Annotated in this window: 12 protein-coding genes and 2 pseudogenes; 7 read left to right on the top strand and 7 right to left on the bottom strand. The window is 47.1% G+C overall.

Annotated features, from left to right (window positions below; genetic code table 11):
- Positions 1–278: 278 nt before the first annotated feature.
- Both B5G04_RS13975 and B5G04_RS13970 read left to right on the top strand, forming a co-directional pair.
- Positions 279–683, top strand: a complete 405-nt coding sequence (locus B5G04_RS13975) for an aldo/keto reductase (protein ID WP_087397775.1) — start codon at positions 279–281, stop codon at positions 681–683.
- 96 nt (positions 684–779) lie between these two features.
- Entirely contained in the window at positions 780–1934 is a 1155-nt protein-coding gene (locus B5G04_RS13970) for an iron-containing alcohol dehydrogenase (RefSeq protein ID WP_087397773.1), read from the top strand.
- Positions 1935–1942: 8 nt separating this feature from the next.
- Here B5G04_RS13970 and B5G04_RS13965 read toward each other — a convergent pair whose 3' ends face one another.
- Positions 1943–2893, bottom strand: a complete 951-nt coding sequence (locus B5G04_RS13965) for a DUF6268 family outer membrane beta-barrel protein (protein ID WP_087397772.1) — start codon at positions 2891–2893, stop codon at positions 1943–1945.
- Between the two features lie 203 nt (positions 2894–3096).
- On the opposite strand from B5G04_RS13965, the pseudogene B5G04_RS13960 reads away from it, so the two are divergent.
- Together B5G04_RS13960 and B5G04_RS13955 are read left to right on the top strand one after the other, a co-directional pair.
- Positions 3097–3318 (top strand): annotated as a pseudogene (locus B5G04_RS13960) (4Fe-4S dicluster domain-containing protein); the annotation flags it as partial.
- 24 nt (positions 3319–3342) lie between these two features.
- Positions 3343–4485, top strand: coding sequence for a carboxypeptidase-like regulatory domain-containing protein (locus tag B5G04_RS13955; protein WP_087397770.1), 1143 nt, complete (start codon positions 3343–3345; stop codon positions 4483–4485).
- Between the two features lie 158 nt (positions 4486–4643).
- On the opposite strand, the pseudogene B5G04_RS13950 reads toward B5G04_RS13955, so the two are convergent.
- A pseudogene (locus B5G04_RS13950) lies at positions 4644–4820 on the bottom strand (DUF4372 domain-containing protein); the annotation flags it as partial.
- A 298-nt stretch (positions 4821–5118) separates the two neighbouring features.
- Between B5G04_RS13950 and B5G04_RS20565 the strand changes: the two are divergent.
- On the top strand, positions 5119–5484 hold the full coding sequence (locus B5G04_RS20565; RefSeq protein WP_239414112.1) for a hypothetical protein: 366 nt from the start codon (positions 5119–5121) through the stop codon (positions 5482–5484).
- Between the two features lie 343 nt (positions 5485–5827).
- On the opposite strand, the gene B5G04_RS19400 is transcribed toward B5G04_RS20565, so the two are convergent.
- A complete protein-coding gene (locus B5G04_RS19400) occupies positions 5828–6013 on the bottom strand; it encodes a hypothetical protein (protein ID WP_143270471.1) in 186 nt (61 codons plus the stop codon).
- 400 nt (positions 6014–6413) lie between these two features.
- Positions 6414–9134 (bottom strand): pyruvate, phosphate dikinase, encoded by a 2721-nt coding sequence (gene ppdK, locus B5G04_RS13935; protein ID WP_022040112.1) that lies wholly within the window; start codon positions 9132–9134, stop codon positions 6414–6416.
- Positions 9135–9579: 445 nt separating this feature from the next.
- On the opposite strand from ppdK, the gene rlmD reads away from it, so the two are divergent.
- A complete protein-coding gene (gene rlmD, locus B5G04_RS13930) occupies positions 9580–11004 on the top strand; it encodes a 23S rRNA (uracil(1939)-C(5))-methyltransferase RlmD (RefSeq protein WP_087213506.1) in 1425 nt (474 codons plus the stop codon).
- A 12-nt stretch (positions 11005–11016) separates the two neighbouring features.
- Entirely contained in the window at positions 11017–11940 is a 924-nt protein-coding gene (locus B5G04_RS13925) for an RluA family pseudouridine synthase (protein WP_022040110.1), read from the top strand.
- Between the two features lie 105 nt (positions 11941–12045).
- Here B5G04_RS13925 and B5G04_RS19905 read toward each other — a convergent pair whose 3' ends face one another.
- From B5G04_RS19905 to B5G04_RS13915, 3 genes are all read right to left on the bottom strand, one after another.
- Positions 12046–12216, bottom strand: a complete 171-nt coding sequence (locus B5G04_RS19905; RefSeq protein WP_158098125.1) for a hypothetical protein — start codon at positions 12214–12216, stop codon at positions 12046–12048.
- 38 nt (positions 12217–12254) lie between these two features.
- Positions 12255–13091 (bottom strand): ATPase, encoded by an 837-nt coding sequence (locus B5G04_RS13920; protein ID WP_087397763.1) that lies wholly within the window; start codon positions 13089–13091, stop codon positions 12255–12257.
- A 190-nt stretch (positions 13092–13281) separates the two neighbouring features.
- On the bottom strand, positions 13282–13878 hold the full coding sequence (locus tag B5G04_RS13915) for an FKBP-type peptidyl-prolyl cis-trans isomerase (RefSeq protein WP_022040108.1): 597 nt from the start codon (positions 13876–13878) through the stop codon (positions 13282–13284).
- Between the last annotated feature and the right edge of the window lie 180 nt (positions 13879–14058).

Raw genomic sequence — 14058 nt, 5'->3', positions numbered from 1 at the left:
ATAGGTATGCCCTACCGTAATTCTTATAACGAGGCTTCCCCCTGACTACCGTACTTTTGCAGCAATATAATAAAAAATGAATATCCGCATTTTGCCCAATTACTCCCTTCCAAATGAAACTATGCTTCAACCGCGATAGAAGCAAGGATAAATGGCTGAGTATCCAATAATACTTGGTCATAGAAGCAAGGATACTTGAAGGCGGAAGTTTACCATAAAACGCTTCTTATTCCCTATTGGGGAAATTGAGGATATTCATATAATAAAAATCAAAAGAACTGGGCATCGGCTTTGTAGCATTCTCCCCACTTGCCAACGGTTTGCTCTCCCGGTATTATACGGAAAACGACCGTTTCGATGCAGTCAACGATTACCGTGCTTCCATGCCCCAGTTCCAGAAGGAAAGCTTCGGACAGAACAAGGCGCTATTCGCTCTCCTTGATAAGCTGGCTGAGCAGAAACACGCTACTCCCGCTCAAATCTCTCTCGCTTGGATGCTGTGCAAGAAGCCGTGGATAGTCCCCATTCCCGGCACCCGTAAATTGTGCAGGTTGAAAGAGAACATTGGGGCGGCAGACATCCGCCTCTCTTCCGAAGAAATAAAGAATATAGATGCTGCTCTCGATACTATGCAAATGAGCGACGTGTTCAGCGGTTCGCCTATAAAAAGTAAAGAAGAGTGAAACTTTCGTTGATATTGGTGCTTCAATCCGTAATCCATGTATGGACCGGGAAGTCGGATTGGCGTAACTTTGCCGTATCAATTAAATCTGAAAGATATGAACAAATTCACTTATCAATACCCCGTCCGACAACACTTCGGCAAAGGGTGCGCTGAGAGCGCAATCAAAGAAGAAATGAAACAAGTAGGCAAGAACGTGCTGCTGGCTTACGGCGGCGGCTCGCTGAAACGCACAGGGCTGTATGACACGCTGATGGAATGGCTGCACGAGTGCGGCAAGAACGTGGTGGACTTCGGCGGCATCCTGCCCAATCCCACTTACGACAAGGTGCAGGAAGGAGCGCAACTGGTGCGCAAATACGGCATCGACTTCATCCTGGCCGTGGGCGGCGGGTCGGTCATCGACTGCTGTAAGATAGTATCGGCACAGGCACGACTGGACGAAGACATCTGGGACATGCAGTACACGCGGCATCAATTCCCCACGAAGTTTGTGCCAATGGGAGCCGTAGTCACCGCGTCGGGCACGGGAGCCGAGCAGAACAACGGGGCAGTCATCACCCACACTGCGAAGAAACTGAAACAACCGCTCGTCGGTGCTTACCACTCTTTCGCCATACTCGACAGCGACCTGACGAAGACTTTGCCGACGAAGCAGGTCGTCAGCGGAGCCTTCGACACGCTGAGCCATTGCATGGAGACCTATATGGGCCGTCCGCATGGAGACAATCTCTCCGACGAAATCAACGAGGCAGTAATGCGCAACGTCATCAAGAACCTGCGTGCCCTCATCGCCAATCCCGACGATGACTTTGCCCGCGGCGAACTGATGTGGGACTCCGCCCTCGCCGAAAACAGCCTGCTGAAACTGGGTAAGCAGACCGATTTCCAATGTCACATGCTGGAACATGCCGTAGGAGCCTACACCGACTGTAACCACGGGCAGGGACTGGCCGTCATCCACCCCACCCTCTACCGCCACCTTTTAAGTGAGGGCAAGGAGAAGTTGGCACGCATGGCAGAACGGGTGTGGAACGTGAAGGGCGATACAACAGACCAGACCGCCGCCCTCGGCATTGATGCCCTTGAATCCTTTATCCGGGAAATCGGCTTGCCCACCCGCTGGAGCGAGATGGGCATCACGGACGAGACAGTCCTGCGTGCCGCTGCCGACACCTGCCTGCTGATGCCCGGCTGCTGCAAGCAGTTCACAAGGGACGAGCTGTTTGAGGTATTGAGGGAACGGCTATAACGCATAACTTACTTAAATAAGCTATATGACACCCCCACATTAAAGAACGGTATCGGCGAACGGTCCTGTTTCACCACCGGCTCCACCTCAGTCTTACCTTCCTCGTCTTTCACATTGATGCCCTTTCGGTTCTTCTTATACAGTCCGCTTTTCATTACCATTGACACGCCTGCATGGACGGAAAAGTAGAGACGGTGGTTGAGGATGTACTCATAATGAATCTCAGGTTTCAGCACGGCGTCGGAATAGTAGGCCGTGGACGGGGCGTCTTCCAGCGTGGTGCGCAGGTAGAAGTTTTCGCTGCTCATCGAGGCTCCGGCTGAGATGCGCTGTTTCTCCAGTTCGTAACGCAGGTAGAACTGACTGGGCATGGTGATGTCTACGCTGAGGCGCGGATTGCGGAAGCGGTGCCACCACGTGACGACGGGCATGACGGGCATACTGCTGAACAGCGTCCGCGCCATAACGCCCAGGCTGAAGCTGGTGCGCTCGGTATTCTTCAGCAGCATGACGGCGGAGAACGTCCCATCGAACATGCCGAACCCTTTGTTCCACCCGTCCACGGACAACGCGGCTGAGACAATCATGGGTTTGTTGAATAGCCCGAAATAATACGACCCATTTAGCCCTCCCTCATAATAGTCATAAGCCGATTGCTGAAAGACCTCTGACGACTGTCCGGTCTGTCTGTCGTACACGGTAAATTGGTAGCGGCTGTATGCCAGGTTGGCGTAAAGCGAGACCTTTCTCAACTTCAGCAACGGAATCATGGTAGAAGCCTTCAGGGTATGCAAGTTTTTCTTGCGCATCTTCTCCACCTCCTGTCCGTCGAGGCTGAACGTGTAGTCGTGTGCCCACTTGGCCTCCCAATAGAGGTTGACCGTGCGGTAACGTGAGAAATTCTTCGCCATAAACGTGCGGAAATCACTGGCCAGTGAGTCGCTGATGACTTTATGCATGGCTTGCCATTGCACCGCAAAATATCAGCAGGATTGTCAATACAAAACTCTTCTTCATTCTTTCTGTTTTTATCTCCGGACGAAGCCAAATTTTTCATTCTTCATTTAAAACGCCTCCGCAAACTGGAACACAAACCCGCCCGTGTCCTTGCCGAAACCGTAATCGATGCGGATGTTCACGTTGTGCTTGAATTCCACACGCAAACGAAGGGAATATGCCCCGCAACGAGAGGGATGACAACTACCGGAAAGCCCGCCGTGCCTTTCTTGTTGGGTACGACCGCAGTGTGCCCCGCTTGCGCCAGACCAGCCATTGCATAGGCTGTGGACAGTGTAATCCGCATTGCCCGCAAAGCATAGACATTCCGAAGGAGATGCAACGCATCGACCATTTTGTGGAACGCCTGAAGCAAGATAACTTATAAGACAACTCCATAAAACAGAAAGAAATGAAAACCTGCAAGTACATCCTGTTCTGCCTTTTCCTGCTATACCTGGCACCGGCAAAGGCAGTTGAAGAGCCGGAAGATGACGGAAAGTATGTCACCATCAGCGGCATCGTAAAAGACAAGTCGGACAAGAAAGCCCTGTCGTATGCCAGCGTGTCCATCGCCGGAAGCGTGGAGGCCACCGTCACCAATGCCGACGGCGAATTCACGTTCAAAGTCAAAGAGCCTGTCAGCGAGACAGCCCTCGAAGTATCTCATTTAGGCTATGCCAATGCCCGTATCCACCTGAAAGAAGGGGACACGGAGCTGCATACCGTATGGCTGACGCCCGATACGCAAATGCTGGGCGAGGTAGTGGTCAGCGGACACAATCCTCGCGAATTGGTAGCGGAAGCCGTCATCGACCTGCACAAGACTCCCTACACGCAGGATGCCGGCCGGGACCGTGTGCGCATCCTCAAAGGCCGGCGCCTGCTCAGTCCGAAAGCCAGCGACACGTTGGCCGTAAAACTGCTGGGCGGACCTACCGCAGCCATTTACCTGGACGTAGTGAAGAACCCCGACCTGTTGCTCAGTCCGGAGGTACTCCCATTGTATGATTTCCACCTGGAAGAACCTGCCACCATCGACGAACGTCCCCAATACGTAGTCAGCTTCATGCCCAATCGCAAGCTGCCTTACGCCATTTATTACGGCAGGTTCTACATCGACAAGGAACGCCTCTCCTTCACCCGCGCCGAGTTCAATCTGGACGTGAGCGACCGTTACAAGGCAACGCAAGCCATCTTGCGTAGCAAACCTTTTGGCTTACGCTTCAAACCGGAGGAAGTCGCTTATCAAGTCAATTACACTGACCATAACGGCAAGACTTACTTGAGTTATGTCCGTAATGAAATCCGTTTCAAATGCGATTGGCGGCGTAGGCTGTTCTCTACTAATTATGCCGTTGTGTCGGAAATGGTAGTAACGGACATTGAACCGTCCACCACCAACATCCCCATCCGTGAAGCCTTTGGAAAAGATCAAATCCTTTCTGATGATGCCTCCCTGTTCTTTGACAAGGACTTTTGGGGAAATTACAATATCATTCAGCCGGAAGAGTCGTTGGAGAAGGCGGTTAGCAGGTTGAGGAAAATGTATTAGAAAATAAAATACTTCATATTCAGATACGGTCAGTTTGGTTATCAACGATGACATCGCTTTTCCAGATAATATCATTGCAAGACGCATCCGGTTGCGGAAGTCTGCGGATATAGGTACGTCGGCAAACGTTAATAATCTTACACCAGACGAAGCTATCTGGAGTCAAAACGCATGATTACGGCATAGAGCATTACCACTAAATGTGTCCAACTGTCGAAACGTTTCACATAGCGTTCACCGCCATGTTCACGACTCAATTGAAGGATTCTGTCCTTACACAGGAATTTTATCACCTGACTATAGAGCTGCTGTCCGCTAAAATGTGTACTTTTCACATGGTTACTTCTTTTTTGTGTGGTAACCACAAAGTAACCACATGGGGCTGAATTTACCAAATAAAAATAGCCTTTTTTTGACAGATTACAGTTTTAATACTTCGTCAAATTAATAGCGAATCCGTTGATAACAAATAAGTTGAACAGACACCGGGCAAGGGGGATCTGGAAAAGCAAGGCGAAGATTACAATCTTGTGGACTGGTATCTTGACGTACTCCACAAATACAAGGACAAGCTGCTTCGCATAATACGTTATGTCGTTGCAGATGCATGGTTCTTAAAAGCAAAGTTCGTCAATGAAGCCTGTCTGCAGGAATTCCATGTCATCAGCAGCCTCGAATGATGATGCCACCTCGTGGTATTCACATAACGGTGTCCACACAGGCAAACGGGGACGACCGCACATCAAAGGCGAGAAGATTGATTTTGAGAAACTCGACCTTCAGCGTTGCAAGATTCTCGACATTGAAGGAGGAAGGGCTTACTCAGTCAAGACCTATTCAAAGGCAATGAAACGCAACATCAAAGTCGTGGTCCATTATCCCGAATCGGGAGGGCACAAGGTTTATTTTTCTACCGACCTTGAAATGTCGGCTAAAGACATCACCGAATACTACCGTACAAGATTTCAGATCGAGTTTTGCTTTCGGGATTCCAAGTAGTTTACCGGACTCAACGATTGTCAGGCAAGGGACTTGAGGAAACTTGATTTCGCTTTCAATGCTTCACTGGCATCGGTAAACATCGCAAAAGTCATGCGGCAACGATACTATCCGTCGCTTTCCATCGGACTGCTAAAGGCCTATTTGGGTAATATTTACATGCTCAAAAGAATTTTTAGCAAGTCCGGTCTGAAACCGAACAGAACTTTTAATACTAAACTTATCAAAGAACTATTTGGCATAGTGGCAGAAGCCGCTTAGCCGATATGTTGAATTTTTAATGGACTATTGACATAAAGAATCCGTTACTAAATTCCGGTATTCAATAATTATAGCTTTATATTTAATTGTAAAATTCTTTTCCTGTCAGTTTTAAGATTCTCGATTTGATGGCACCTTTATTTCTGGCAAATATTTGCATAAGTCCAGATATCTTTTTCCATTGAGAATAAAGGTACAACAATCTTTGGTCATCTTCATCAGTCCAACGTTCATAAGCATTAGCATACATTGCTTTCTGTTGTGCCATGTATGAGATTGTTGTATCCTTTTGAGGCTTGGAATATCCAATGGGTGACTCTATGGAATGAGTCTGCAGAAATGTATATCATTACAACATTGTTAAGGATGAAGCCTAAGAATGCATCCAAATCCATGTCCGAATGTTCGCTGAAATATTCCTTGTAACACATAAGGGTATTACACGTCTTTTGAATAGACATGTTTTCCTTTTTGTCGTTAGCCTTAGTAATGTGGATGCATTTTTATCTGCTGCCCAATTACCCACTTTTGACTATAAAAAACTTTCGATATCGATACTATACGCTAAAAAGCATATCAGATTGTACATACCCCACTAACGATGATAGGCGGCAAGGTGTTTTTTCCCACACCTGCCGCCTATCTTACCAATAGTTAGCTATCTTGCTTTATCTCTCAATAGCAGCCTGCGCCGCAGCCAAACGTGCGATAGGCACACGGAATGGAGAACAGCTGACATAGTTCAATCCTACTTTATCGCAGAACTTCACTGATGAAGGCTCGCCTCCATGTTCGCCACAGATACCGCATTTCAAATCAGGACGTACTGAACGGCCTTTCTCTACTGCCATTTGGATAAGCTGGCCTACACCGTTCTGGTCAAGTACCTGGAACGGGTCTACTTTCAGAATCTTCTTCTCTAAATAAACCGGTAAGAAGGAAGCGATATCATCGCGCGAATAGCCAAATGTCATCTGCGTCAAGTCATTCGTTCCAAATGAGAAATATTCAGCATGCGAAGCGATGCGGTTAGCGGTCAGAGCCGCACGTGGAATTTCAATCATCGTACCTACCTTAAACGGCACTTCTATACCTTCTTGTTCGAAAACTCTCTTAGCCGTAGCGCGGATGATGTTTTCCTGTGCTTCGAATTCGTACAAGATACCAATCAACGGAACCATGATTTCAGGATGCGGGTCGTAACCTTCTTTCTTCAGCTCACAAGCGGCACCCAAAATAGCCTCCGTCTGCATTTCGGTAATTTCGGGATAAGTATTTCCCAAGCGGCATCCGCGATGACCTAACATCGGGTTGTGCTCGCACAGGCTTTCTACACGCTGGTGGATATAATCTACCGTAACACCCATCGCTTTCGCCATTTCCTCCTGGCCTTTCTGGTCGTGCGGAACGAATTCATGCAAAGGCGGGTCGAGCAAACGTACATTTACAGGATAACCGTCCATTGCTTTGAATATGCCCTTGAAGTCATTCTTCTGGTAAGGCAACAACTTAGCAAGTGCCTTCTTGCGTCCTTCTTCATCCGGTGCCAGAATCATTTCACGCATAGCGATAATCTTCTGATTGTCAAAGAACATGTGTTCCGTACGGCAAAGTCCGATACCTACGGCACCAAACTTACGGGCTACTTCCGCATCGTGGGGAGTATCCGCATTGGTACGTACCTGCAAGCGGGTATATTTGTTACACAAGTCCATCAGTTTTGCAAAGTTTCCTGATACTTCAGCTGCCTTGGTAGGCACCTCGCCCTGATAAACTTCGCCTGTACTACCGTTCAAGGAAATATAGTCACCTTCTTTCAGCACGACGCCATCGATTTCTACCGTGCGGGCTTTATAGTCTACATTGATAGCTCCTGCACCCGACACACAGCATTTACCCATACCGCGAGCCACTACGGCAGCATGTGAAGTCATACCGCCACGTGCGGTCAAGATACCTTCAGCAACGGTCATTCCAGCCAAGTCCTCGGGAGAAGTTTCGATACGTACCATAACCACCCGATGACCATCGGCACGCCATTTAGCCGCATCTTCTGCAAAGAATACAATTTGACCTGTAGCAGCACCCGGAGAAGCGGGAAGTCCGCGAGTCAAGACCTTAGCGTTACGGAGTTCTTCTTTATCGAATACAGGGTGAAGCAGTTCATCCAACTTATTCGGTTCGCAACGCAAGACAGCTGTCTTTTCATCGATTAAGCCTTGTTCCAGCATCTCCATGGCGATACGCACCATGGCAGCACCTGTACGCTTTCCGTTACGGGTCTGCAAGAACCAAAGTTTTCCTTCCTGTACTGTGAATTCCATATCCTGCATGTCATGATAGTGGTTTTCCAGTTTGGTCTGCAACTCGTCAAGTTCTTTATAGATTTCCGGCATGGCCTCTTCCATCGAAGGATATTTGCTGGCACGTTCTTCTTCTGAAATGCCTTGCAGTTGCGCCCAGCGTTGAGAACCGATTTTAGTAATCTGTTGCGGCGTGCGGATACCTGCTACTACGTCTTCGCCTTGGGCGTTAATCAGGTATTCACCGTTGAAGAGGTCTTCGCCTGTAGCGGCATCACGAGAGAAGCAAACGCCGGTAGCAGACGTGTCGCCCATATTTCCGAATACCATTGCCTGTACGTTTACGGCAGTACCCCATTCAGCCGGTATGCCTTCCATTTTCCGGTAAAGGATAGCACGTTCGTTCATCCACGAATCAAATACGGCACAGATAGCTCCCCACAATTGTTCGTAAGCATTGGCAGGGAATTCTTTACCGGTTTGAGTCTTAACAGCTTCCTTGAAGCGTTTTACCAGTTCTTTCAGGTCGTCCACTTCCAGTTCATTGTCCAAGCGGACCCCTTTCTTTTTCTTCACGTCTTCGATAATCGCCTCGAACGGGTCGATATCATCTTTATTGGCAGGCTTCATGCCCAATACAACATCGCCATACATCTGCACGAAACGGCGGTATGAATCCCATGCGAAACGTTCGTTGCCTGTCTTGCGTGCCAATCCGGCAACCACTTCGTCATTCAATCCCAAGTTCAGGATAGTGTCCATCATGCCCGGCATAGACGCGCGTGCACCCGAACGTACAGATACGAGCAACGGATTTTCTACATCACCGAACTTTGATTTCATGAGTGTTTCGACTCCCGCAATAGACTTTTCGACGTCATCTTTCAACAGAGCTACTACATCGTCTTTGCCTTTTTCGAAATATTCGTTACAAACTTCTGTAGTAATGGTGAAACCGGGAGGAACAGGTACGCCAATCAGGTTCATTTCAGCAAGGTTAGCGCCTTTACCGCCCAGCAGGTTTCTCATGTCTGCTTTTCCTTCGGCATGTCCGTTTCCGAAGGTGTAAACTCTTTTTGTTTCCATTTCTTTTGGTAAGATTTATTAGGTTATTATGTTTCTCATAAGTAGAGTGTCTGCAAAGCTATGGAAAATTTGCAACATATCAAATACAAATAAGGTGTTTTTGGGCATGTTTTGACAAACAGACTTGCCAAAAGCGGCTCTCAGGCTTTTTCATACCATTATGATTGGCTGGCCATATAGATAGCTTCGTCTGGTGTAAGATTAATAATCTTGCAACGTATGCACCTATATGTGCTTCCCTCCGCACCTGTATCCGCGGGCTTCCGCAACCGGCTGCGTCTCGCAATGATACCATCCGGGAAGGCGGTTGTCAAGAGTTTGGGGGAAATTATGCAGGGATGTGAAAAATAAATGCGGATAAATTCGGACTTCCTTTAAAATCTTTCCGGAATATGAAGGAAAATGCTTACCTTTGCACACAAACTTGATTTATTAGAAAAACAACGTGACAAGAAAGAAGAAAGAACTTCCTTTACTGGAAAAGGTAACGATAACGGATGTGGCGGCAGAGGGAAAAGCTGTTGCCAAGGTGAATGATTTGGTCATCTTTGTGCCATACGTAGTGCCGGGCGATGTTGTCGATTTGCAAGTCAAGCGGAAGAAAAACCATTATGCGGAAGCTGTAGCCGTAAAGTTGCACGAAAAGTCTCCGATGCGTGCAGAGCCGTTTTGCGAGCATTACGGTGTGTGTGGCGGATGCAAGTGGCAATGTCTGGCGTATGCCGACCAGATTCGGTACAAGCAAAAGCAAGTGTATGACAACCTGACCCGCATCGGGAAAATCGAATTGCCGGAAATCAGCCCCATCATCGGTTCGGAAAAGACGATGTATTATCGCAATAAGCTGGAATTCACATTCTCGAACAAGCGTTGGCTGACCGAAGAAGAAGTGAAGCAGGATGTGAAATACGAGCAGATGAATGCAGTGGGTTTTCATATCCCCGGTGCGTTCGACAAAGTACTTGCCATCGAGAAATGCTGGCTCCAGGATGATATTTCCAATCAAATCCGCAACGCTATCCGCGACTATGCATACGAACATCAGTATGCTTTTTTCAACCTGCGCACGCAAGAAGGCATGTTGCGCAATATGATGGTACGCACTTCTTCTACCGGAGAGTTGATGGTCTTGTTGCAATGCAAGATTGTGAATGACGAGGAATTGGAGAAAATGAAGGAACTCCTTCAATTTGTAGCGGACAAGTTCCCTCAAATCACCTCCTTATTATATGTGGTCAATAACAAATGCAACGATACAATCGGCGATTTGGATGTATGCGTATTCAAAGGGAAAGACCATATTTTCGAAGAGATGGAAGGGCTTCGGTTCAAGGTAGGTCCCAAGTCTTTTTATCAGACCAATTCAGAACAAGCCTATAATTTATATAAGGTAGCCCGTGACTTTGCCGGATTAACGGGCAATGAGCTGGTATATGATTTGTATACCGGAACCGGAACCATCGCTAATTTCGTTTCCCGTCAGGCTAAAAAGGTAATAGGAATCGAATATGTGCCCGAAGCGATAGAGGATGCCAAAGTCAATTCAGAATTGAACGGCATAAAGAATACCTTGTTTTATGCAGGCGATATGAAAGATATCCTGACCGAAGATTTTATCCGCACGCATGGACGGCCCGATGTGATCATTACCGACCCGCCTCGGGCAGGCATGCATGGCGATGTCATTCAGGTGATATTGGCGGCAGAACCGGAACGCATCGTTTATGTGAGTTGCAATCCGGCTACACAAGCCCGCGATTTGCAGTTACTCGATGTGAAATATAAAGTAAAGGCAGTCCAGCCGGTAGATATGTTTCCACATACGCATCATGTGGAAAATGTGGTATTGTTAGAAAAGAAAATTCATTAAAAAATAATAGACGTGGCAATAAAAGACTTTAAGACAAACAAGCCTATTAAGGCGCATGCTACTTCGAAATATACAATTTACCGGGTAACCGAACCTGCCGGATTGATGGAATTCCTGATGAAGAAAATGGCAGGAATAAGCCGCACACGGGTTAAAGCTTTATTGACTAACCGGGTGGTATTGGTGGACAATACGATTCAGACGCTTTACAATTATCCGTTGCAACCGGGCATGTGTGTGCAAATCAGCCGGGAAAAGCACAAACACGAATTCCATCATCCGATGCTGAAGATTTTGTATGAAGATGCATACATCATCGTTGTCGAAAAAAAAGAAGGATTACTCTCGGTTGCTACAGAACGTCAAAAAGAGCGGACGGCACAACATATATTAAATGAGTATGTAAAACGGATTCATAAAGGGAACCGGATTTATGTCGTCCACCGTCTGGATAGGGAAACATCAGGTATTATGATGTATGCCAAAGATGAAAAAACGCAGCATACATTACGTGATAACTGGCACGACCTTGTGCGCGACCGCCGCTATGTAGCAATTGTACAAGGAGAGATGGAACAAGATGAAGGCACGGTATGTTCTTGGCTAACCGACCGTAAGCTATACGTAAGTTCCTCTCCGACGGATGACGGAGGCAAATATTCGGTGACTCATTATCACACCATCAAGCGTGCCAATGGCTTTTCGTTATTGGAATTGCAACTGGAAACGGGGCGGAAAAATCAGATTCGCGTACACATGCAATCATTAGGGCATCCCGTTGTAGGAGACGAACGTTATGGATGCGAAATGAATCCGTTGGAAAGATTGGCCCTTCATGCCTTTAAATTGTGTTTTTACCATCCAGTAACACACGAATGGATGGAGTTTGAGACCCCATACCCCACTCCTTTCAAGACATTGATGCTAAGAAGATAAGAAAAAACTGTTTTCGAGGATGTTTTCTCGATTTTATGAGAATGATAGCGGGCTATCCGACGAATACAATTTGCAAAATAAACCTAAGCAAAGTTTAAACAGATTCTAAGAAGCTGTTTTGAATTTCTCCAAAAAGTTTTTCTTGGCTTGATGTATCCGTTTTCGTGTGTGCTTTGGGCGATTTTTTGGTCTTTTTCGCTCCTGTTCTTCGTCAGATAGCCCGCTATCTTCCTCATCACAGAAGCGAAAATGCCTCAAAAACTCATCCCAAATCATCGCACGATAAATTCAAAACAGCTTCTAAAAACAGTTTCTCAGGAGGAATGATATTCCACCAACTTTTTGATAGGGTTTTGTAGAAATGTGCCGGTGCACAAGCCGCAACAGGCAGCTGCTTCCTCTATCTCAGCACGGAAATGCCAGGCTATAGAGCCTACAAACGAAACAGGCAGGCGTCTGGAGTAAAGCAGAACGTTACGCCGGAAGAACTCTCCGAAATGTTGAAGTAGGAAAGTATGCACCTCCGGGTCGTGTTTGTGCGCATGGATAAACGGTGCAAGACTTGCCAGAAAACGGTTGGCCTGAGGATGACGATACACGCGTTCAATGATACCTTGCGGGTCGAGGCGCAACGTGTCCAACAAGGCATCGCGAAGCTTCAGGGGAAGTTGGCTCTTAAGGCAATCTGCTACAAAATGCTTGCCCAAGTAAGCCCCGCTTCCTTCATCGCCCAGAATATAACCTAAAGGGGAAATATTTTGGGTGATACGCTCTCCATCGTACAAGCACGAGTTAGAGCCGGTACCCAAAATACAAGCAATGCCCGGACGGTGTTGACACAAAGCGCGTGCAGCTCCCAACAAATCCGTTTCTACCTCAATGTGCGCCTTAGGGAAAAGGTCTTGCAGCGCTTCGGTGACAGGAGCCGATACGGATGGCAGACATCCGGCACCATAGAAGAAAATACCCGTACATATATCTGCAGGTACTGTGCATCGGGGTACCAACTGGTCTTCGAGAATATGGCGGATATATTCAGCAGACTGATGGAACGGATTGATACCTTCGGTCTGCACTTGCATGTAAGCCCCACCGATGGTATCATAACACCAGTCAGTCTTCGTTGCTCCACTGTCGGCTATCAGAATCATTTGAGTTTTTAAGTTTTTGAGTTTTTAAGTTTTTTGAGTTTGTCAGCACACAGGCACTCACAGATTTTCATTTTCTCCTTTTGTCATGCTGAGCATCGGCAAAGAATCTCGTGGACATCATGTGTATGCATCCGGGATGCTTCACTTCGTCCAGCATGACAAATTAATTTGTGGTGAAACTCAAAAACTATTAATGACAATGTCCGCATCCGCCTCCACAACACCCATCTTCATCGTGGTGATGATGCCCTTCTTCACCGCATCCTCCGCCACAACCTTCGCAATGTCCTCCGCATCCTCCGCTCATGGCGTTCACGATTTCTTCGATTTCTTTATTCGTGGCAGGACGCATCTCAATAATCTTACCCTCGAACATCAGGTCTTTACCGGCGTGAGGATGGTTCAAGTCGATTACTACCTTATCATCGGTAATTTCGCCCACGTTGGCATAGAAGCGATGCCCTTCGTTGTCGTTCAGCATGATGATATTGCCCGGATAAATATTCTCGCTATCAAAATTCCCATCGGGATCGCAGAACATCGCCTTCGATACCTGGCGCACATTGTCCTCATCACGCTCGCCGTATGCTTCGGCACAAGGGATGGTGAAACTGAAGTCGGCCCCCTTTTCCAAGGCAGTGATTTCTTTTTCGAAACGGTCAAGCGTATATCCGATTCCAGAAATAAACTGGAACGGATGTGCGGCAGGTGCTTCTTCGATAAGTTCTTTTTCTCCGCCGTTCATTGCGTAAAGGCGGTATGATACAGTGATGTATTTATTTTCCATGTCTAATATAAATATATTTATTGCGGCACAAAGATAATACAAAAAAGTGAGATACAGAGAAACCGTTCTGAATTTCTCAATGGCATCGCTGCAACCTTCTATGAAGGCAGAGTCAACCAGCGAGTGCAACATTACGAAATATTTTTGAAAAAGACCTCAGCCGGAGTCAAGAAATTGAGT

It is taken from the genome of Bacteroides sp. An51A, assembly GCF_002161565.1.
Lineage (GTDB): Bacteria > Bacteroidota > Bacteroidia > Bacteroidales > Bacteroidaceae > Phocaeicola > Phocaeicola intestinalis.
The sequence above is the reverse complement of the archived record's forward strand: the minus strand, read 5'-3'. Positions and strand labels throughout refer to the sequence as shown.